Source organism: Flavobacterium sp. J372, assembly GCF_024699965.1.
Taxonomy (GTDB): domain Bacteria; phylum Bacteroidota; class Bacteroidia; order Flavobacteriales; family Flavobacteriaceae; genus Flavobacterium.
The window spans coordinates 189,832-211,423 of sequence record NZ_JAJOMZ010000004.1; the positions used below are offsets into that span (position 1 = coordinate 189,832).

The 21,592-nt window shown below is 42.8% G+C and carries 15 protein-coding genes and 2 pseudogenes; 10 read left to right on the top strand and 7 right to left on the bottom strand.

Going from position 1 to position 21,592, the window contains the following annotated elements:
- Positions 1-91: 91 nt before the first annotated feature.
- The 6 genes from LRS05_RS01285 to LRS05_RS17175 are packed head-to-tail and all read right to left on the bottom strand — an operon-like array spanning position 92 to position 8,694.
- Positions 92-2,971: an alpha-amylase family glycosyl hydrolase gene (locus LRS05_RS01285; RefSeq protein ID WP_257866654.1), complete on the bottom strand. Its 2,880-nt coding sequence runs from the start codon at positions 2,969-2,971 to the stop codon at positions 92-94.
- Between the two features lie 55 nt (positions 2,972-3,026).
- Positions 3,027-4,136 (bottom strand): SusE domain-containing protein, encoded by a 1,110-nt coding sequence (locus LRS05_RS01290; protein ID WP_257866655.1) that lies wholly within the window; start codon positions 4,134-4,136, stop codon positions 3,027-3,029.
- Positions 4,137-4,153: 17 nt separating this feature from the next.
- Positions 4,154-5,761 carry a RagB/SusD family nutrient uptake outer membrane protein gene (locus LRS05_RS01295; protein ID WP_257866656.1) on the bottom strand — a complete coding sequence of 536 codons (1,608 nt, stop codon included), beginning with the start codon at positions 5,759-5,761 and terminating at the stop codon, positions 4,154-4,156.
- A gap of 11 nt (positions 5,762-5,772) precedes the next feature.
- Complete coding sequence (locus LRS05_RS17165; RefSeq protein ID WP_308224794.1) at positions 5,773-7,494, bottom strand: SusC/RagA family TonB-linked outer membrane protein; 1,722 nt, start codon at positions 7,492-7,494, stop codon at positions 5,773-5,775.
- Entirely contained in the window at positions 7,430-8,323 is an 894-nt protein-coding gene (locus tag LRS05_RS17170) for a TonB-dependent receptor plug domain-containing protein (RefSeq protein WP_308224796.1), read from the bottom strand. Before LRS05_RS17170 ends, LRS05_RS17165 begins: the two co-directional genes overlap by 65 nt.
- Positions 8,320-8,694, bottom strand: coding sequence for a carboxypeptidase-like regulatory domain-containing protein (locus LRS05_RS17175; RefSeq protein WP_308224798.1), 375 nt, complete (start codon positions 8,692-8,694; stop codon positions 8,320-8,322). Before LRS05_RS17175 ends, LRS05_RS17170 begins: the two co-directional genes overlap by 4 nt.
- A 226-nt stretch (positions 8,695-8,920) precedes the next feature.
- Here LRS05_RS17175 and LRS05_RS01305 point away from each other — a divergent pair, with 226 nt between their 5' ends.
- The 8 genes and pseudogenes from LRS05_RS01305 to LRS05_RS01340 all read left to right on the top strand — a co-directional run bounded on the left by LRS05_RS01305 (position 8,921) and on the right by LRS05_RS01340 (position 20,048).
- Entirely contained in the window at positions 8,921-9,946 is a 1,026-nt protein-coding gene (locus tag LRS05_RS01305; protein ID WP_257866657.1) for a LacI family DNA-binding transcriptional regulator, read from the top strand.
- Between the two features lie 201 nt (positions 9,947-10,147).
- Complete coding sequence (locus LRS05_RS01310) at positions 10,148-11,713, top strand: MFS transporter (protein ID WP_257866658.1); 1,566 nt, start codon at positions 10,148-10,150, stop codon at positions 11,711-11,713.
- Between the two features lie 30 nt (positions 11,714-11,743).
- On the top strand, positions 11,744-12,400 hold the full coding sequence (gene pgmB, locus LRS05_RS01315) for a beta-phosphoglucomutase (RefSeq protein WP_257866659.1): 657 nt from the start codon (positions 11,744-11,746) through the stop codon (positions 12,398-12,400).
- A 1-nt stretch (position 12,401) separates the two neighbouring features.
- Positions 12,402-14,708, top strand: coding sequence for a glycoside hydrolase family 65 protein (locus tag LRS05_RS01320; RefSeq protein WP_257866660.1), 2,307 nt, complete (start codon positions 12,402-12,404; stop codon positions 14,706-14,708).
- 68 nt (positions 14,709-14,776) lie between these two features.
- A pseudogene (locus LRS05_RS01325) lies at positions 14,777-16,616 on the top strand (glycoside hydrolase family 13 protein).
- Between the two features lie 19 nt (positions 16,617-16,635).
- The gene (locus LRS05_RS01330) at positions 16,636-18,075 is read left to right on the top strand and encodes an alpha-amylase family glycosyl hydrolase (RefSeq protein ID WP_257866661.1); all 1,440 of its coding nucleotides are present in this window, start codon (positions 16,636-16,638) and stop codon (positions 18,073-18,075) included.
- Positions 18,076-18,156: 81 nt separating this feature from the next.
- On the top strand, positions 18,157-18,831 hold the full coding sequence (locus tag LRS05_RS01335) for a glycerophosphodiester phosphodiesterase family protein (protein WP_257866662.1): 675 nt from the start codon (positions 18,157-18,159) through the stop codon (positions 18,829-18,831).
- The gene (locus LRS05_RS01340) at positions 18,828-20,048 is read left to right on the top strand and encodes an NAD(P)/FAD-dependent oxidoreductase (RefSeq protein WP_257866663.1); all 1,221 of its coding nucleotides are present in this window, start codon (positions 18,828-18,830) and stop codon (positions 20,046-20,048) included. Before LRS05_RS01335 ends, LRS05_RS01340 begins: the two co-directional genes overlap by 4 nt.
- Before the next feature lie 65 nt (positions 20,049-20,113).
- Here the strand turns inward: LRS05_RS01340 and LRS05_RS01345 are convergent, their stop codons facing one another.
- A complete protein-coding gene (locus tag LRS05_RS01345) occupies positions 20,114-20,590 on the bottom strand; it encodes a TspO/MBR family protein (protein WP_257866664.1) in 477 nt (158 codons plus the stop codon).
- A 145-nt stretch (positions 20,591-20,735) separates the two neighbouring features.
- Here LRS05_RS01345 and rplM point away from each other — a divergent pair.
- Together rplM and rpsI are read left to right on the top strand one after the other, a co-directional pair.
- Positions 20,736-21,192: pseudogene (gene rplM, locus LRS05_RS01350) on the top strand (50S ribosomal protein L13).
- Positions 21,192-21,578: a 30S ribosomal protein S9 gene (gene rpsI, locus LRS05_RS01355; protein WP_257866665.1), complete on the top strand. Its 387-nt coding sequence runs from the start codon at positions 21,192-21,194 to the stop codon at positions 21,576-21,578. The pseudogene rplM and the gene rpsI overlap by 1 nt, the downstream one beginning before the upstream one ends.
- The last annotated feature ends 14 nt before the right edge of the window (positions 21,579-21,592 follow it).

Genomic DNA, 21,592 nt, shown 5'->3' on the forward strand with positions numbered 1-21,592 from the left:
TATACACCCTGTTTAAGAATACTATAACACCCAAATGAAAAAAGGCCCCGTTATCACGGGGCCTTCATAACCTAACTATAACTAAATCAAACTATTTTTTTATCAGTTTTTTAGAGCTTTGGCGGTTGTTGCTGTCTGTAATCTTCACAAGGTAAATACCCGGAGTAAGATCATTAACATTGAAGACTGTAAGTGCTTCGCCTCCTTTAAATGACTTAACAACCTGACCCGTTACAGAATATACCTCTACTGCTTTTGTTGCAATACTTATTGCAAAAACATCGGTAGCAGGGTTAGGGTACAGTGCTGCTGTTTCAGCGTCAAAATTTGCTGTGCCAAGCGCTGCCGGCATGTTTCCATATATCCTGTATTCGCCAGGCTGCAGGTTTATCGGTGCATTGGTGCTGGTAACTGGGTATGGCGAGTCATCCATCAGGTTATACCATGCTCCCGTGTAAGGAAAGTCAGGCACAATATTCTGAGCCGTAACATTAAAGTTGGCAAGGATAACTACATTCTTTAATTCTGACGACGGCAAACTGTTGTTATAAACATATATGCGTGGCAGCAAAGTATTACCGTTTATGGCATAATCTCCCTGGAAAGCAAGCTTTTCCTTTTTAAGCCTTATCATGCGCGCCCAATCATCATAAATCTTTTTACGCTGAGGGAGTACAAGCCAGTTTTCGGCCCATTGCGGCTGGGGTTTTGTATCAAGCTTACAATCTCCTGCAGTGGCATCGGTAGGGGTGTTAACAGTACCGTTGTTGCAGGTAAATATTGATTTTTCCCAGCCAAGCTCGCCAAAATGCCACAACATCTTAGGGCCCGGTACCGGAATGAATACCGCGCCAAGTGCAGGCATTCTTGATAACGCCACATTAAGGTTAGTAACATTATGCGCGGGGTTTGTTGCCACACCAAACTGCAGGTTTTTATACATTAGGCGCTCTTCATCATGGCTTTCAGCATAACCTATAAGCCTTTTGCCTGAGAAACCACGGCTTACGTGGCCTACACGGTTAATATCGGTATTTGTAGCATAGCCCATAGTAAGCTGGTTATAGGCATTATTAAGGTTACCCCAAAACATTATGCCTTTACCTTCGTTAAAGCGATAGTTTGCCCACTCAGTTTCTTCATTACCGCTGCCTCCGTTGCCGAGGTGCTCAAATATTACATAATGGTTAGCATCAAGGCTCCAGCTATAGTCAGCATATTCTTTCAGTATCGCCACCCTGTCTGCCTGGTAATTCTCGGTACAGGCATCTTGTGCGCTTTGGTTACCCGTGAAAGGACAGTTTTGGGTAAAGCCTTTGGTAAGGTCCCAACGGAAGCCGTCTATGCGGTATTCTTCTATCCAATGTTTTATAACCCTTTTGCTATATTCTTTGGTAAGTGCGCTGCTGTGGTTAAAATCACTGCCTACGTTATAACTATGCCTTGCATTCTGGTTAAAATAAGGATTCTCTGAACTTGGGTCTCCCCAACCGTCATTATCAGGGTCAAGCATCCACATCCTGTTCATAGGGTTGCGGCCAAAAGCATGGTTAAGCGCTACGTCAAGTATCACAGCAATGCCGTTTTGGTGGCAAAGGTCAATAAGCTCCTTCAGCTTGCTTGCCGGGCCGTAAAACTTATCATTAGCCAGGTGGAAAGATGTGTTATATCCCCAGCTCTCGTTGCCTTCAAATTCCATTACAGGCATAAGCTGTAATGCATTTATCCCAAGGTTTTTAAAATAGTCTATCTTGTCTATTAGGTCCTGATAATTCCTGTCGCTGTCAAAGTCCCTTACCAGAGCTTCATAAATTATGAGGTCTTCCTTTTTAGGCTTTACAAAGTTTGTAACCTGCCAGTTATAAGGCGTTTGCCCTGTTTGAAGCACAGTTACTTCACGCTCCTGCCCAGCCGGATATGGTGGGAGGTTAGGATATGTAGTTGCAGGGATATAAGGATCATCAAACGGAGAGAGTACTAGTGTGGAGAAAGGATCAGCCGTTTTTACCAGTTTTGGTGAGTTAGCCACAGGTGTTTCATCAACTACCCAGTATTGGTAGGTATAGTTTGTCTGGGGTGTAAGCCCTGTAAGCTCAAGCCAGAATTTACCTGTAGCCCCGTCTTTTTTCATGGCATATTGTGATGTTGGCTCCCAACTGTTGAAGCTGCCCGCAACAAAAACGTAATCTTTACCCGGAGCGGTAAGCACAAGCGTTGCCTTATTATTATCGGCGCTGTAGTTTATACCATCAACCAAGCCTGCAGGTATTGCCTGTGTAACATTACCTGGGTTTACTATTGCAGTAAACTTCCTTATGATTTCAGATGTTCCCTGGGTAACCTTTAGTGTATAGTTTTGGGTATTTGTAATGTTTGTGTGGTTATATGAATAACTTGAAACATTAGTCGCCGTATTTATTGTTACGCCATTAGAAATCAGGTTGTATGTAGCCGGCCCGCCGGTATTTGTTGCCGTAATCTGCAAACTACCGCCTGAAGCCAATATTGTATTGCTGTTTTGTGCAGGCGCCGTAAGATTCACCTGGAAAAGGCCAACATTTATAAGGATGTCCTGTGATTTTTTATTGCCATCACCATTTTTTGCTTTAATAAGGAACCCTATACGGCCAATATTTGTCCTGTTGAAATATGTTGTAGGTGTAATGACTTTTGTGTAGGTGTCGCTGCCTGCATTATATGTAAATTTAGCAGATTCGTTTGATGAAGTCCATGAACCATTTGAGGGAGCATCCTGCGTGTTGGCATAGTTCTGGTCAAGAGACCAAGCCCACATATATAATGCATTGCCGGTTACACCCCATGTAGATTCATTAATGCTACTGCCAAAAACTGTAATTGTAATGGACTGGGTTTCTTCAAATGCAGCGGGTGCAACTGAATATGTCACAGTCTGCTGCTGCGCAAAAGCAAAAATACTTGCCAGGAGAAATAAAAAAGTAAATTTTTTCATAGTAATAAAGATAAAAAAGGGCTGACAAAGCAGCCCTTTATACTTATTTTTATAATTATTGAACTGGTATATAAATGTAAGTACCGGCAAGGTCGTTAAACCAAACTTTATACTCACCGCTAACTGCTATGCCAATTGGTATATTGCCTCCGTTTGATACTGCTGCGCCAGAGAAAGATGTAGTACCACCCCAGTTACCAGGAAGATCCCATGAATTATTTGCCCTAAATTTAAGCTCACCACCCGCTGTAAAGAATACAGTACCATACCATATGTGCGGATCAAAAGAAGATTGTGTAAGGTCCGTATCAGGATCATTCCAGCCGTTTGGCGTAGCACTGCCAATAACAGCAATTGACGAGAATGTTTGTGAGCCTGCTTCATTAAAAGGCACTACGCTTTGTGTCATGTTTTCAGTATCTACAGTTACTGTATAGTAGCCAGCTGTAGCAATAACAAAAGCACCAGGATCAGACCCGTTACCAGGATTTACTGCCAAAGTACTTCCGTTTACGCCCCACTGTGGCTGCCAGTTTCCGCTTTTTTCAATTAGTTTAAACTCACCCGCGTTGAATTTTCCGGTATAAGTGTAGAGATTTTCGTTTGAACCGTCTCTGTACATTGCATAATGGTTTGTAGTCGCATTATTATCCCATCCGGCAGCGGTAGCGCTTCCTACAAGGAAAAGGTCTCTGTAAGGATATGTTACGTATGGTGTAACAGTAATATTTATAACATCAGAGTACATTGGGTCAGTACCTTCAGTCCCTACAGATGCCTTTACACGTACATTAAGCACTCCCGGAACATCTGGTGCCAGCCCTGATGCAATTGCTGCACCATTAAGCTGTTCTACAGTTACAGTTTTGCTTCTGGTTGTTGTTGCGCCTGTTGTTGCAAAAGTATCCCACTCTGCACCATCTTTTATGTACTGCACTTCATAAGTAACCTCGGTAGGTGTTGTATATTCTGCCGCAGTCCACGTAAAAGTAAGCGCAGGGTTTGTAGAGAGGCCCGGAGTTAAAACTACAGATGTGCCATTATCAGGTGTAAGAATTTCAAAATCTCCTGTCTGTTGTGTAATCATGAAGTTATCATCATCTGTACATGACGAAAGTCCTGCAAATAAAAGTGCCGTAAGGGCTATCTTAATTTTCGTTTTCATATTTCAATAATATTATATTAGTAATTAGGATTTTGTGATAAATTTCTGTTGGCATTCAAACTATTTAATGGTAGCGGATACACATTGAAATGTGATGGTATTGATGCACCTCCAATCGCATTTCCTTTCCAGTCCCAGTTATATGTTCCTCCTGTAAACCTTCCGAAGCGGATTAGATCCTGGCGGCGGTGGGATTCCCAATAAAGTTCTCTTGCCCTTTCATCAAGTATGAACGGAAGTGACAGCTGAGATGCAGTAATATTTCCTGCAGTGCTACCGTTATTTGCACGAACCCTCAACGCATTTACATAATCAAGCGCAAGGTTAGTGTCGCCACTGCCTCTTAAAGCACATTCAGCATACATAAGGTATACATCCCCCAGACGGAAAAGAGGGAAATCGGTATTTACAAATGTCTGGTTCGGGCCAGGTGTACCTGTAGAAGTAATATTAGAATATTTTGCCGCAGCATAACCTGTAGCCTTATCTTCTATGCTTGTCACATTTAATGTCCTGTCGGCTGTAAAAAGTGTATTTCTGCTATCTGAAGCAAAGGCAGAACCATTGAACTTTTGCGAAAACTGGCCGCGAACCCTTATAGCGCCGCCCCATCCTGTAGCGCCTACACCAAGTGAAGCACCATTTTGCTCTATTGAACCTACAGAACCATTAATTATTACTGTTGTAGGCCCATAAGCCTGTGTAACGTTACCATCAGCCTGCAATGCAAAAATTATTTCTTTTTGGCCTGCTTCATTAGTGTCATTATCTGCATTAAACAGGTTACGGTAGTTTGATGCAAGTGTATAACCTGAGCCAATAATAGTCTGGCACATATCAGCACAATCATCATAACGTGGAGTTCCTGTATATACTTGTGAATTCAGGTACATCTTAGCAAGAATCATTTGCGCCATAGCCCTGTCAGCACGGCCAGGTATATTACCTTTGGCAGGTTTCAGTTCTGGTATAATTGCTTCAAGTTCTGTTTCAAGCCAGTCAAAAAGCTGTACACGGCTATATTCCGGCCCTTTGAAAGTAACACCCACCGGGTCATTTTCTGTTACGAAAGGAGCTTTGCCATAAAGATCCATAAGGTGATAGTAAGCAAGCGCTCTTAAAAGGCGAGCTTCTGCCCTGTAAAAAGGCATCTCTGTAAGATCTGTGCCGGACACGCCTCTGGAGGCAACTTTATCGGGAGCCGACTGACGTAAAAATTCATTCACAAGTGTTACCTGAAACATAGCACGGCTAAACATGCCTTGTAAAACAGGATTCGCACTTGTCCATATACCTCTTTGTATTTCACGCACACCGGGGTCAGCCTCATAACTCCAAATTGCTTCTTCAGTTGAAAGGCATTGCAAATACCAAAGGCAGCGGCCATACTGGCTTGTGCCGGGATCCAGACCTGCAATATTACTTGAACCTGCATCACCAGAACCAGTCAGGGCAAGGTTGCCATATACGCCGGCCATAGCCTGTTTGTAAGCACCCGGTTGCGAATAAAATTGCTCTGCAAGCAATTCATCATCATCTTCAGGCGTTACATTTAAATCATCTGTACATGCGCTGAAAACAGCAAGCATGCTCATCAAATAAAAAATGTTTATATATCTTTTCATTATCAATTTTTTTAAAATTTAACATTTGCACCAACAAGGAAAGTTCTCGGCCTCGGATAAATAGTATTATCTATACCGCCAAATATTTCCGGGTCTATACCGCTATACTTAGTAATAAGGAATACATTTTGCATACCGGCATAAATCCTAAGTGATGTGTCATCATTCATCCATTTGTTGAATGTATAACCAAGCGTTACGTTATCCATCCTCAGGAAAGATGCATTCTCAATATAATAGTCTGAAAGAAGTACCCTGTCACCCACTGTGTCGAAATTTGAATCTTGTACAGATCTAGGAACGTTACCAAGAGCAGACTGGTCTATAAGCCTGTCCCACTGCGCAAGGTTTGAGTTTACGTTATTATAAAGCCTTCCGCCAATACTTGCACGCAGGTTAAAGTATAAATCAAAATTGTAGGCATTAAAGTTTGATGCAAAACCCAGCGTTACTTTAGGGTCAGCATTTTTATAGATATACCTGTCACGGTCATTAATTGTACCGTCGCCATTTAAATCAGCATATGCCCCTTCAATAGGATTGTTGTTTGCGTCATATAATTGCTTGTAAACATAGAAAGAAGACGGGTTAAATCCTTCTTTTAGCAATTGAATAGTTGTACCTGTACCACCTGCAATACCCCCTGTAGGAATTTCACTATTATTTATCAATTTAGTAATTTCTCTTTGGTAGTGCGATGCATTGAAATTCACGTTCCATTTAACTCTGTCGATATTTACAACTGATGCATCAACAGAAAATTCAATACCTTTTGTAGTGAATTTACCAACATTCTGGAAGCCCTGGTTACCAAAGTTAGATCCGTCTGCTACCGGGCCAAAAGTTAACAAGTCGCTAGACTCTTTATAAAATGCATCTATGCTACCGGTAATCCTGTTGTTAAAGAGGCCATAGTCAATACCAACGTTATATTGCATAGTCTCTTCCCATTTAATTTCGGTATTAATAAACTGTGCAATTGCAGTTTGGGATGGGGTTCCGTCAAATGAATATTGTGATGTTGGTTGTGATAAAATGTAACGCTGAAGATAGCTATATGCTGCAGATATGTCCTGCTGGCCTGTAACACCCCAGCTTGCTCTTAGCTTAAGGTCGCTTAGCGTGTTTGAACCTTTTAGGAAAGACTCTTCGCTTATCCTCCAGGCCAAAGCTGCTGATGGGAAACTGCCCCAGCGGTTATCTTCACTAAACCTTGAAGAGGCCTCATGCCTATAGGTTAGTGTTAAAAGGTATTTATCAGCCCAAGTAAGGATACCTCTTCCAAAGAAGCCTACAAGTACAATATCTGGTGCTGTATTTACATCAGCTATAGAGTTAGGGTTTACCCTGTCACCGGTATTGAAGTCTTCAGCATCAAATTTCTGGTAATTATAACCTGCAGTTGCATCTACATTGAGCCTTCCTATATCTTTCTTATAATTTAGGTAAGCATCTAAATTAGCGTTTTTACGGTAGCTTGTGTATTCTGAATCTGTTCCGAAAGGTACACCCCCGTTCTCAAAGCCCGAACCACTTCTTGGTGGCAGGTAGTTAAACCCTTCACCTTTACTCTGGTCAAAGCCAAGACTTACAAATGCCCTCATTTCAGGAAGAAAATGTAATCTGTAGTCAAAATCAACATTACCGTAAATCCTGTTTACACGTGATTTATTTTTTTCTTTGCAATAAGGCTGCCACAGGGTTACGTGCCTGGTTAGCAGTAAGTATGTCACCCGCAGCATTAGTATATTGAAAGAATCCGCCAAAATCTTTAGTTTCATCATATACCGGCTGTGTAGGGTCAAAGCGTATCGCCGCACCTTCTACACCATCAGCAAACCTGTTCTTTTCATGTGAATAGTTTGCATTAATGTTTATCTTAAGATGGTCATTGAATATACTTGGGTTCATAGCCAATGATGTTGTAGTCCTGTTAAAGCTGTTTGTAAGCCTTAATCCTTCCTGGTATGTATTACCTACGGATAAACGGGTAGGAATGGTTTTAAACAAAGACCCGCGAACAGAAATGTTATTATCTACAAGATCTGTTTTTTGATAAATTTCATCCTGCCAGTCAGTATTGGCATTTCCTAAAAGGCCTACCTGCAACGGCTCTCTTTCAGCAATCAGCGCACGGAATTCGTCAGCACTGAAAACATCAATTTTCTTTGCCAGCCTGCCACGGCCATATTGGAAATTATAATCAACAGCTAGGTCTTTTCCTCCCTTCTTAGTAGTAATTATAATCACACCATTTGATGCCCTTGAACCATAGATTGCTGTTGCAGAAGCATCTTTCAAAACTGTAAAAGATTCAATATCATTAGGGTTTATTGATGCTAATATTGATGTAGCACCACCGGCATTGTTGTTAGTAATAGGCAAGCCATTAATAACAATCAGCGGGTCATTTGAAGCGTTTAAAGAAGCACCGCCGCGAATCCTTATTGCTGAGCCTGAACCCGGCGCACCGCTGGTATTGATTGTAACACCTGCTACACGACCGTTTAAAAGGTTTTCTGCTGTTACTACAGCACCACGGTTAAAGTCTTCAGCGGTCACACTGGTAAGTGACCCTGTAGCATCTTTTTACGCACAGTTCCGTAACCGATAACCACCACTTCTTCAAGCTGAGTGGCATCTTCGGTTAAAGAAACATTTAGTGAGCTTTGCCCTGTATATTCAACAGTGTTTGAGGTAAAGCCTACAAAAGAAAATACAATACGGCTGCCGTTTGATACGCCTGATAATGTGTAATTACCATCCATATCGGTAACCGTGCCGTTTGTGGTGCCTTCTACAATTACATTTACGCCGGGCAAAGGCTCTCCCGATGCGTTGTCACGAACAGTACCCGTTACTGTGCTCTGTGCCAGAGCAGTTAAGGGCAGCATAAGCAACAACAGTAAAAACTTTGAGTAGAGTGTTTTCATACAAGTTGTTTAGGTTAATTTTGCTTTTTTGGTTAGCTTATAATCCACTTCGAATGTTAAAATTATGTAAATTAATTTACCAAAAAAACGTTTTCGGATTTGCAGGCAACCGCAAACGTTTTCGTGTTGAAAACTTTCGCCATTTCGCAGAATTTCAGTAAGATAATTGCTATTAATAAAAATTAAGTTTAAATTTATTTTCGAAATTTTAGTTAACATTTTTTTAATGAAGAGAAAGGTCACCCTTAAACAAATTGCAAAGGAACTTGATGTATCAATTTCTACTGTCTCCAAATCCCTGCGCAACAGCCCCGAAATAAGTGAAGATACCCGCCAAAAAGTTCAGGCATTTGCAAAACTGTACAATTACCGGCCTAACAATATTGCGCTGAGCCTTAAAAACAAGAAAACCAAGACTATAGGCATCATTATTCCTGAAATTGTGCACCACTTTTTTGCCACGGTAATCAGCGGGATTGAGCAGGTAGCCAATGAAAACGGCTATAACGTAATCGTGTGCCTTTCAGATGAATCTTTTGACAAAGAAGTGATAAACATGGAGATGCTTGCAACCGGCAGTACAGACGGTTTCATCATGTCTCTATCTAAAGAAACACAGCAAAAAAAAGACTTTCACCACATACAGGAGGTAATAAACCAGGGCATGCCCGTGGTAATGTTTGACCGTGTTACCAATGACGTGCTTTGTGACAAAGTAATTATAGACGACCAGCTCGCGGCTTATGAAGCAGTAGATTTCCTGATTAATGCAGGATTTAAGAAAATAGCCCTGGCTACTACTGTTGATTATGTGAGCGTTGGCAAACTACGTACCGAAGGCTACATAAATGCCCTGCACGACAGGGATATTGAAGTTGATGAGAACCTGATTGTGAAGATTGAAGATATTGAAAATTGCGCTTCAAAGATTGAAACCCTGCTGCAGGAGCAAAGGCCTGATGCCATATTTGCTGTCAACGAGCTATTTGCCGTTACCTGCATAAAGCTTGCAGCAAAAATGGGAATAAAAGTTCCTGAAGACCTGAATGTGATAGGATTTACAGATGGTATAATTTCACAATACTCTTCGCCAAGTATTACTACCGTGAGCCAGAACGGTATAAAAATGGGCGGGAAAGCCGCAAAAATGCTCATTGAAAGACTTGAGCTTGAAGATGAGGAAGACGAGCACTACCGTACTGAAGTTATAGAAACGCATCTGGTAGAAAGAGAATCTACGTCAACGTTGTAGTTGTATATAAAGTACTTAACCACAATATTTTATAAAATTAAATTCTGCCATTGGTGCAGAATTTTTTTTGCGTTAAAAATTTTTCAGATTAAAAAACCTTTATATTTGCTTTTGATTATCAAGGCTTATACTCCACTTCACCCATAAGTTTTTGATAAGCAGTAGCGCGCTTATCGTATTATAAATTATTTAATTACGATAATGGAAAAGCGTAAATTAGGTTTCTGGGGAATCTGGAACATGAGTTTCGGTTTCTTAGGGATACAAATGGGGTTTGCCCTGCAAAACGCAAATGTCAGCAGGATATTCCAAACCCTTGGTGCAGAGATAGATGACATCCCCGCATTATGGGTGGCAGCACCACTTACAGGGCTCATAGTACAGCCGATAATCGGCTATTTTAGTGACCGGACCTGGACAAAACTGGGCCGCCGTAAGCCATATTTTTTACTGGGGGCTTTGCTTGCTTCTGCAGCATTATTTGTAATGCCCAATTCGCCTGTGCTTTGGTTTGCCGCCGGTATGCTTTGGATTCTTGATGCTTCCATCAACATATCTATGGAGCCTTTCCGGGCATTTGTGGGCGATGTGCTGCCCGACAGGCAGCGTACTGCAGGTTTTGCCATGCAGAGCTTTTTCATTGGCGCAGGGGCGTATGTAGCATCCAAACTTCCTAATATATTTACGTATTATGGGGTTGCAAATACCGCTCCTGCAGGCGTTATTCCAGATTCGGTTAAATATTCCTTTTACATTGGCGGCGCTGCATTTATCATCTCTGTTTTATGGACAATCTTTACCACAAAGGAATATTCGCCTGAAGAGCTAGCTGCTTTTGAAGCGCATGGTAAAGAACAGTACAAAGAAGATGAAAAACCGGAGTCATGGTTTAGGGCAAACGGCTCAAAACATTTCCTTATCGGGGTAATAGCATTGCTTGCCGGGCTTCTCCTTACGTATGTTATTTATTCTAACGAGCTTAAAAAAGACCTATATGTCCTGTCGCTCGGCCTTATAAGTACTGGCGGTATTGCGCTTATAATTTCAGGATTATTTCAGAAAAAAGGGAAATACAGAAATGGATTCATCACCATCATGAACGACTTCCAGTTTATGCCCGGTGTTATGAAACAATTGGCATGGGTACAGTTCTTCACCTGGTTTGCCCTGTTTTCAATGTGGATTTACACTACAGGTGCAGTAACCGAACATATTTTCAAGACTACCGACACAACATCTGTCGCTTACAACACAGGCGCTAATGTAGTAAATGAAATGTTTGCCAATTACAACCTTGTAGGCGCTATTGCCGCGTTTTTATTGCCGGTAATTGCTAAACGCACCAGCCGTAAGTTCACCCACTTTCTAGCTCTTTGTGCCGGTGGACTTGGCCTTGCTTCAATCTATTTCCTTGGTAATTCAGGTGCATTCATGTATGAAATTTTCAGCATAGGAGAATTTACATTCTATATGTATGACATTTCAATGATTGGCGTAGGCGTGGCATGGGCAAGTATCCTTTCCATCCCGTTTGCTATGCTTTCCGGTGCATTGCCTGCTTCAAAAATGGGTTATTACATGGGCGTATTCAACTTTTTTGTGGTAATACCTCAGCTGTTGGCAGCATCAATCCTCGGCTTCCTGGTGTCAACTTTTTTCAATAACCAACCTGTGTATGCCCTGCTTATTGGCGGCGCATCAATGGTACTTGCAGGATTTATGGCGCTTAGGGTAAATGACAGAGCAAAAATTACAATCAAGAATTAAACATCATCAATCATATCAATCAAAACATTAATGAATCAAAAAGCATTTATTTTCGACCTCGACGGGGTTATTGTTGACACGGCCAAGTACCATTTTTTGGCGTGGCAAAAGATAGCAGGCAGGTTGGGAATCAATTTTTCGCATGAACACAATGAGCAGCTTAAGGGCGTAAGCCGTGTACGCTCGCTCGACATAATTTTAGGCCTTGGCGGCGTAGAAGCAGCACAGGAAGATAAAGACAGGTGGCTTATCGAAAAGAACGAAGACTACCTGGGCTACATCACCAATATGAAGGAAGATGAGATACTGGAAGGCGTTGTGCCGGTATTGCAGTATTTAAAAGATAACAACCAGAAAATTGCGTTGGGCTCGGCCAGCAAGAATGCAAGGCCGATACTGGAGAAAGTGGGCATACTGCACTATTTTGATGCCATTGTAGACGGTAATGACGTAACCAACGCCAAGCCCGACCCTGAAGTTTTCATCCGGGCAGCGCAGTTATTAGGCATGCAAAGTGAAGGCGCAATGGTATTTGAAGACTCGGTAGCGGGAATTCAGGCTGCAAATGTTGCAGATATGGTAAGTATCGGCATAGGCGATAAAACGGTATTGCATGAAGCGCAATATAACTTTAATGATTTTACAGAAATAAGTACAGAATTTTTAGAACAGCTAGTTAAGAATTAAAATGAACCAGGATTATATACTACCGGATAATTGGTCGATTATAGAAGAAGGATTTGATGCGGAAAGGGTAAAATCATCTGAGAGCCTTTTCAGTATTGGTAATGGTGCCATGGGCCAGCGCGCTAATTTTGAAGAAAGCTATTCAGGACATACTTTTCAGGGTAGCTACATTGCGGGCATTTATTACCCTGACAAAACCAAAGTGGGCTGGTGGAAAAACGGCTACCCCGAATATTTTGCTAAAGTGCTTAATGCTCCGAACTGGATTGGGATTAATGTTACCATAAACGGTGAACAGCTTGACCTTGCCAAATGTCAGGTAAAAAACTTCAGGCGTGAGCTGAACATGAAAGAAGGCTGGTACAACCGCTCTTTCGACGCCGTGCTAAAAAACGGGACTGAGGTTTCAGTTAATGTAAAGCGCTTCCTTTCACTCGTAAATGACGAACTGGGCATTATAAAATATGATGTTACTCCAATAACCGGCGATGCTGAAATAATATTCGCACCATATATAGATGCAGGGGTAAAGAACGAAGATGCCAACTGGGAAGAAAAATTCTGGGAACCGCTTGATGTGCAGCATAACGGAAATAGCGCTTTTGTAACAGCGCGTACTTTTAAGACACACTTCAACGTAGCCACATACATGCACAACAGTATCTTGCTTAATGGCGATGCGCAACAGGTATCACCTTCAAATGTTGAAGCAGATAACGACAAAGTGCAATTTACATACAGCATAAATGCAGCTAAAGGTGAAATGGCATCAATCGTGAAATTTGGAGGCTATACGGTTTCGCTTAATCATGATAACGAAAAGCTTGTTGACGCTGCTGCAGCTGTAATAGCATCTGCAGAAGCGAAAGGATATGATGGGTTGCTTGAGGAACAAAAGCAGGCATGGGCCAACATCTGGGAAATGGCAGACATTACCATTGAAGGTGACGTGAAGGCCCAGCAGGGTATCCGTTTTAATATTTTCCAGCTAAACCAAACGTATTTAGGCAAAGATGCAAGGCTAAATATAGGCCCGAAAGGGTTTACCGGAGAAAAATACGGCGGAAGCACCTACTGGGACACCGAAGCGTACTGCATACCATTCTACATGGCAACGAAAGACCAGCAGGTGGCGAGAAATTTACTAACGTACAGACACAACCAACTGGGCAAAGCGATAGAAAATGCCGAAAAACTTGGCTTTAAGAATGGCGCTGCCCTCTACCCTATGGTTACCATGAATGGTGAAGAATGCCACAATGAATGGGAGATTACGTTTGAGGAAATTCATCGTAACGGGGCAATTGCGTTCGCGATTTACAATTATTACCGCTTTACAGGAGATTACAGTTACATTCCTGAAAAAGGCCTTGAGGTATTAATCGGCATTGCCCGCTTCTGGCACCAAAGGGCTACATTCTCTACAAAACAAAATAAATATGTTATCCTTGGGGTAACTGGGCCTAACGAGTACGAGAACAACGTAAACAATAACTTCTACACCAACTATATTGCAAAGTGGTGTATTGATTATGCGGTTGAGCAGATAGCAAAAGTAAAAGATGAATACGCTGCAGACCATAGTCGCATCATGGGCATCACCAACCTTGATGCCGGAGAAATTGCAGAGTGGAAGAAGGTTTCCGATAACATGTACTTCCCTTATTCGGAAGAGCATGGAGTGTACCTGCAGCAAGATGGTTTCCTTGACAAAGAGCTGGTGAAGGTAAGTGATCTTGACAGGTCGCAGCGACCTATCAACCAAAAATGGTCGTGGGACAGGATACTGCGCTCGCCATATATCAAGCAGGCAGATGTACTGCAGGGTTTCTATTTCTTTGAAGATCATTTTACAAAAGAGGAGCTTGAAAAGCATTTCGATTTCTATGAGCCTTTCACTGTGCATGAGTCGTCGTTATCACCGTGTGTGCACTCTATACAGGCAGCAACACTCGGCCGGATGGAACAGGCGTATACATTCTATTTACGGACATCACGCCTTGATCTTGATGATTATAATAAAGAGGTTGAAGAAGGCCTGCACATTACCAGCATGGCGGGCACATGGATGAGCATCGTTGAAGGCTTTGGCGGCATGAGGGTGAAGAATGACATGCTGCATTTTGAGCCACGCATACCTGAACAATGGAAAGGCTACAGCTTTAAGATAAACTTCCGTAACCAGATATTAAAAGTAGCTGTGCACCCGGGAGAAACCAACTTTACGCTTGAAGGTGACAAAGAACTTACTGTATATGTAAACGGCGAAGCGGTTACAGTTGAGCCCAATATGCTGGTGACGGTATAGGCCTCTCCCCAACCCCTCTCCCAAGGAGAGGGGCTATCACTCGGATGAAAAACCAAACAAACAACAATATGAAAAAACTACTAATCTTATTGCTTCTTACCTGCGGATTTGCAAATGCACAGCTACAGCGCGTGGAGCCGCCTTTTTGGTGGAGCGGTATGAAGAACACCGAATTGCAGGTGATGTTCTACGGGAAGAATATTGCGCAGTACACTCCGGCAGTGTCCAACAACATCATCATCAAAAATGTGGTGAAGACCGAAAACCCCAACTATGTTTTTGTTACTATTGACACTAAAAATCTGCCTGCATCTAAACTAACTTTTACATTCAAAGATGGAAAAGGCAAGACTGCGCTTACGCACAATTATGAGCTGAAGCAGCGCAGGGAAGGTTCGGCGCAACGTGAAAGCTTTGATTCATCTGACATGATTTACCTTATCATGCCCGACCGTTTCGCCAACGGCAACCCTGCCAATGACAATGTAAAAGGCATAGAAGACAAAATGAACCGTGCCGACAGCCACGGCCGCCACGGTGGTGATATTGAAGGCATTATTAAAAATCTTGATTACCTACAGGCCCTCGGTGCTACTGCCATATGGAACACTCCGCTATGCGAAGACAATCACCCTCGCGGATCATACCACGGCTATGCGCAAACCGACCTATATAAGATTGACCCCCGGTATGGCACCAATGAAGATTACCTGCGCCTTTCGGCAGAAATGAAGAAGCGTGGCATGAAGCTGATACTGGATTACGTGACCAACCACTGGGGGAGCGAGCACTGGATGTATAAAGACCTGCCAACGTATGAGTGGGTGCACCAATTCCCTGGTTACTCACAATCAAATTACCGCATGACTACACAGTTTGATCCAAATGCTTCAAAAACAGATGCAGTACAGTGTATGGACGGGTGGTTTGTAGAGTCTATGCCCGACCTGAACCAAAGCAACCCGCTTGTACTGAATTACCTTACCCAAAACGCAATATGGTGGATTGAGTACGCTGATTTGGGTGGTTTCCGTGTGGATACGTATTCTTACAACGACAAAGCCGGCATCGCAAAATGGACAAAAGCCATTACTGATGAGTACCCTTACTTCAACATCGTGGGTGAAGTGTGGATGCACGACCAAGCACAGATGTCGTACTGGCAGAAAGACAGCAAAATTGCGGCAATACAAAGCTACAATTCTCACCTGCCAAGCGTGATGGACTTTACCCTGCATGATGCTTTCGGGGGAGCTTTCAACGAAGACAAAACCAACTGGGACCCAAGGCATGCAGCGCGTGTATGATAACTTCGCGAATGACTTCCTTTACCCGAATGTGAATAACCTGCTTGTATTTACAGAGAACCACGACACAGGCCGTTTCAATGAAATTTACAAAGGCGACTTTAAAAAATACCAAATGGCGATGACGCTTATTGCTACGGTTCGTGGAATTCCTCAACTTTACTACGGCAGTGAGATAGGCATGGCCGGAGACAAGGGCAAGGGCGATGGTGACATCCGCAGGGATATGCCGGGCGGCTGGGCAGGCGATGCCAACAGCGTGTTTACATCTGCCGGAAGGGATGCAAAACAGAAGCAGTTCTATGACTTCACGTCGAAACTTTTTACATGGAGGAAAAACAAGGAAGTGATACACAACGGAAAAACACTTCACTACCTGCCGCATGACAATGTGTATGTGTACTTCCGCTACAATGATAAAGAGTCGGTTATGGTAGTCATCAACAATGCCGCTGAGGCAAAGACGTTTAAGACAGCACGTTTTAGCGAAGGCATCAAAAACTACAATAATGGTAAAGATGTTCTGACAGGTAAGTCGATAAATCTTGCGTCAGACATTACCATCGACCCAAAATCGGTACTTTTACTGGAACTTAACTAAGCTAGAGAAATCAATAAATATGAAAAAAACACTCGTATTAGGGCTTTGCCTGGCTGCTTTCATCAGTTGTAAGAAAGAACATTCAGAGGCAAAAACAGAAGATAAAAAAACCGAAGAAATTGCAGCCGTAAGCCCTGAAATAATGGAAAGCGCTGTGATATACGAAGCAAACATCCGCCAGTATTCACCGGAAGGGACACTTAATGCTTTCACCAAAGATATTCCGCAACTAAAGAATCTTGGTGTGAAGGTGATATGGCTTATGCCGGTGTATCCTATCTCGATGAAAAACCGGAAAGCAACAGGAGATCTTTCGGTTGAAGACATCAAAGACCCGAAAGAACGTGAAAAATACCTGGGTAGCTATTATGCTATCTCGGATTACACAGCTGTTAATCCTGACCTGGGTACAAAGGAAGATTTTGACAAGCTGGTAAACACCGCACATGACAATGGCATGTATGTGATTTTGGACTGGGTAGCTAACCATACCGGATGGGACCATAAATGGATTACCGAACACCCTGAATACTATTACAAGAATGCGAAGGGTGAAGTGACCGACCCGCTGAATCCGGAAACCGGCGAGAGCTGGGGCTGGACGGATGTTGCGCATCTGGACTATACCAGCAAAAAGCTGTATGAGCCTATGAAGAACGAAATGCTGTACTGGGTAAAAGAGCATAATATTGACGGTTTCCGTTGTGATGTTGCTGATAACGTACCTACAGCGTTTTGGGAATACACTATCCCGAAATTGAAAGAAGTTAAGCCGGTTTTTATGCTGATGGAATCTAACAAGCCATACCTTTTTGGAAACTTGTTTGACATGGGCTACGGTTGGGAAGCACACCACCTGATGAATGATATTGCCAAAGGCAAAAAGACTGTTGGTGATTGGGATTCTTTTGTAGCTAAGCAGGCTAAAGAATACAAGAAGCAGGACTTTTTTATGAATTTCACGTCTAACCATGATGAAAATGCATGGAACGGTACTGAGTATGAAAGGCTGGGCAACCCAGAAGCCGCTGAGGCTTTTGCGGCACTTACCTATATAATGCCCGGTATGCCGCTAATCTACACCGGGCAGGAGTATGACTTTAACCGCAGGCTAAAGTTCTTCGAGAAAGATGAAATCACAAAGCAAAAAGGCCGGATGTACCCTGTGTATGAAAAGCTGGGCAGGCTGAAAAATGAAAACACAGCGCTTAACGGTGGTAAGAATGCTGCTTCATATAAACGAATCAATTCATCATCAGATCTTGAAATACTTGCTTTTGAAAGAGAAAAAGACGGCAAGAAAGTTATATACATTGCTAACCTTACCGCCAAGAACAAAGAATTTAACCTGCCGCTGGATGGTACATTCATAGATGCAATGACAGGAAAATCTATAACACTTACCAAAGGCCAAAAGCAAAACTGGAAGCCCTGGCAGTATCTTATCCTTACGAATTAATTATTTTGGGTTATATATCACTAAAGCACAGGCCGCAGGTTTGTGCTTTTTTGTTTGCTATCTTTACGGCAAACTTTACCAATGCTGAAGATTGGCCACAGGGGCGCAAAAGCCTATATTGCAGAAAATACGTTAGCCTCGTTTGAAGAAGCGTTCAGGCTTGGTGCCGATGGCATTGAGCTGGATGTGCACAGGTGCGCTACTGGTGAGCTTGTGGTGATACACGACTTTACTCTTGACCGGACAACCAATCGCTCAGGCGAGGTAAGCAAGATGGCATTTGATGATTTGAGAAAACTCGTTGTGGAAGGGAAATATCAAATCCCAACGCTTCAGGAAGTGCTGGACTTATCGGGTTCGGACAGGTTCATCAACATTGAAATGAAAGGGCGGCATACGGCGCAGGGAGTTTCAGATATTGTGGAAGAGTATATTGGTAAAGGCTTTAGCTATAACAATATTATAGTTTCAAGTTTCCAGCATGAAGAGCTTGAGGCAATGTATGCCATCAATAAAAGAATAAATCTTGGGGTACTGACGCAGGCAAGCGTTACCGAAGCATGGGAACTGGCAGAGAAAGTTAACGCAAAGGCACTGCACCCGCATTTTTCGCTTTTAACCCAAAGCAACGTGAAGAAAGCTCAGGAGGCAGGTTTCAAAATTTACACCTGGACAGTAAATGAGCCGGAAGACATAGCCCGCATAAAAAGCTATGGTGTAGATGGTATAATAAGTGACTATCCTGAAAGGCTATGAGCAAAAGTTATGATGTAGTGATAGCCGGTGGCGGGGCGGCAGGATTTTTTACAGCTATAAACATTGCTGAGGCAAATTCGAAATTGAAGATTGCAATTTTGGAACGTAGCAAAGATGTGCTGCAGAAGGTACGTGTATCGGGTGGGGGTCGCTGTAATGTTACGCATGCGTGTTTTGTACCTGATGAGCTGGTGAAGTTCTACCCTCGCGGCGAAAAAGAATTGCGTGGACCCTTCAACAGGTTTTGTTCTGGTGATACGATTGAATGGTTTGAGAAGCGAGGCGTAGAACTGAAGATTGAAGACGATGGCAGGATGTTCCCGGTGACGGACAGTTCGCAAACCATCATTGACTGCTTTCTGGAAGCCACGAAGAGGCTGGGCATACACATCCTGACAGGTGAGAGCATCCAAAGTTTATACAAATCAGATTCTCACTGGAAAATCGATACCCAAAACCAAACCTACATAGCCCAAAGCCTTGTAATGGCAACCGGCAGCAGCACAAAAATGTGGGATATACTCGCGGCGATTGGGCATACAATTGTGGAACCCGTGCCTTCGCTATTCACCTTTAATATTAAAGACCCTCGCATAAAAGACCTTATGGGGGTATCGGCGCAGGCATCGGTTAAAGTGAAAGGTACAAGACTGGAGGCAACCGGCCCGTTACTGATAACCCACTGGGGCATGAGCGGCCCGGGGATATTGCGACTCTCGGCATGGGGAGCGCGGGAATTGGCTACGAAGAATTACCAGTTTACGCTCATAGTCAATTGGCTTGACGACATGGATGCTGAAAATTGTGAAACCCAATTGAAATCGATTAAACAGGAAAACGCAAAGAAAGCTGTCGGCAAAAAGTCACCTTTCGCATTCCCGAACCGTTTATGGGAGAGCCTTGTAACTGCATCGGGTATAGACCCTGAGACACGTTGGGCCGACCTTTCCAAAAAACAGATTGATGCGTTGACACAGCAGCTCACCAACGCACATTTTCAGGTGAATGGCAAAAGTACGTTTAAAGAAGAATTCGTTACAGCAGGCGGTATTTCTTTAAAAGAGGTTAACTTTAAAACAATGGAAAGCAAAGTGTTTCCTAACCTTTACTTCGCCGGTGAAATTCTAGACATTGATGCCATAACCGGCGGCTTCAACTTCCAGAATGCTTGGACGGGAGGTTATATTGCGGCGCAGAGTATTGCAGGTACGTTGTAAAGTAACAGAGCTGCAAAGTTTTATTCATGTTGTCTTGAAGTCTAACAATCTAAAATTCTAACAATCTATTTGTTCAGCCACCATATTGAGGCAGTCAGCACAGTAGCAAACGTTACCCATAATAAATAAGGTATCAGCAAATAGCCGGCAACTTTGTTGACCTTGTTGAATTGGATAAAGGTTTCATATATCATTAGCCAGAGCAGAACAATTTCAATAAGTGCTAACAGAGGGTTGTGCAGGCCAAAGAACAGGTACGACCAAAGCGCATTCAGCGCCAACTGTATCCAGAAGAATATAATACCTTTGCGAACGGTTTCGCGTTGTTCTTCAATCTTATCCCACACCAGCCCCGCCGCAAGCCCCATCATAATATATAGGGTAGTCCATACTGGTGCAAAAATCCAGTCAGGCGGATTAAATGACGGTTTTTCAATTGTTCGGTACCATGTGTCTACACCCTCACGGGTAAACAGGCTTGAAAGATAACCCACCCCTACACAGGTAGCTATCATCACGAGTATTTTAAAAATTTTCGGCATACCCAAATATACAATATATTTGCTTTTGTCCCAGCAAATTAGCCACTTGCTGATATTTTTCTGCTTGTGTTTGAATTTCTAAGAATTAATTGTACTTTTGCAACCCCTTTATTGGGGACGGAATGTTTAATTAAAATTATTTATTGTGAACACATTAAGCTACAAGACAATTTCAGCCAACAAGGCTACCGCTCAGAAAGAGTGGATAGTTGTTGACGCTGAAGGTCATAACTTGGGCCGTTTTGCTTCAAAAGTTGCGATGCTTTTGAGAGGCAAATACAAGCCGAGTTATACCCCGCACGTTGACTGTGGCGATAACGTAATTGTTATCAACGCAGAGAAAATCAACCTTACCGGAAACAAGCTGGAGGATAAGACGTACATCCGCCACACAGGTTACCCGGGAGGCCAAAGGTCTTTGACCGCAAAGGTACTACAGGCTAAGAACCCTGCAATCCTTGTGGAAAAAGCTGTAAAAGGAATGCTGCCTAAGAACAAGCTTGGCGCAGAGCTTTTCCGTAATTTAAATGTATATGTAGGGTCCTGACCACAAACACGCTGCTCAGTCACCTAAAACCGTTAACTTAAACGACTTAAAGTAATGGCAACTATCCACAAAATTGGAAGAAGAAAGACCGCTGTTGCCCGTGTTTACCTTACTGAAGGTACAGGCAAAATAACGGTTAACAAAAAAGACATGGAAACGTATTTTCCTACTGCTACCCTTCAGTACAAAGTACGCCAGCCGCTATCTATGACAAACAATGCTGAAAACTTTGATGTGAAAATCAATGTTTATGGTGGTGGTGTTACAGGCCAGGCTGAAGCTGTACGTATGGCTATTGCACGCGCTATGTGTGAGGTTGATGCTGAGAACAGGGGCATCCTTAAGCCGGAAGGCCTATTGACAAGGGACCCGCGTATGGTTGAGCGTAAGAAATTCGGACAGAAGAAAGCACGTAAGAGATTCCAGTTCTCTAAGCGTTAATCGATTGTTCATTA

Coding starts and splice junctions, on each gene's coding strand:
- LRS05_RS01285 (WP_257866654.1), bottom strand. CDS start 2,971: ATGAAAAAATTTACTTTTTTATTTCTCCTGGCAAGTATTTTTGCTTTT.
- LRS05_RS01290 (WP_257866655.1), bottom strand. CDS start 4,136: ATGAAAACGAAAATTAAGATAGCCCTTACGGCACTTTTATTTGCAGGA.
- LRS05_RS01295 (WP_257866656.1), bottom strand. CDS start 5,761: ATGAAAAGATATATAAACATTTTTTATTTGATGAGCATGCTTGCTGTT.
- LRS05_RS17175 (WP_308224798.1), bottom strand. CDS start 8,694: ATGAAAACACTCTACTCAAAGTTTTTACTGTTGTTGCTTATGCTGCCC.
- LRS05_RS01305 (WP_257866657.1), top strand. CDS start 8,921: ATGAAGAGAAAGGTCACCCTTAAACAAATTGCAAAGGAACTTGATGTA.
- LRS05_RS01310 (WP_257866658.1), top strand. CDS start 10,148: ATGGAAAAGCGTAAATTAGGTTTCTGGGGAATCTGGAACATGAGTTTC.
- pgmB (WP_257866659.1), top strand. CDS start 11,744: ATGAATCAAAAAGCATTTATTTTCGACCTCGACGGGGTTATTGTTGAC.
- LRS05_RS01320 (WP_257866660.1), top strand. CDS start 12,402: ATGAACCAGGATTATATACTACCGGATAATTGGTCGATTATAGAAGAA.
- LRS05_RS01330 (WP_257866661.1), top strand. CDS start 16,636: ATGAAAAAAACACTCGTATTAGGGCTTTGCCTGGCTGCTTTCATCAGT.
- LRS05_RS01335 (WP_257866662.1), top strand. CDS start 18,157: ATGCTGAAGATTGGCCACAGGGGCGCAAAAGCCTATATTGCAGAAAAT.
- LRS05_RS01340 (WP_257866663.1), top strand. CDS start 18,828: ATGAGCAAAAGTTATGATGTAGTGATAGCCGGTGGCGGGGCGGCAGGA.
- LRS05_RS01345 (WP_257866664.1), bottom strand. CDS start 20,590: ATGCCGAAAATTTTTAAAATACTCGTGATGATAGCTACCTGTGTAGGG.
- rpsI (WP_257866665.1), top strand. CDS start 21,192: ATGGCAACTATCCACAAAATTGGAAGAAGAAAGACCGCTGTTGCCCGT.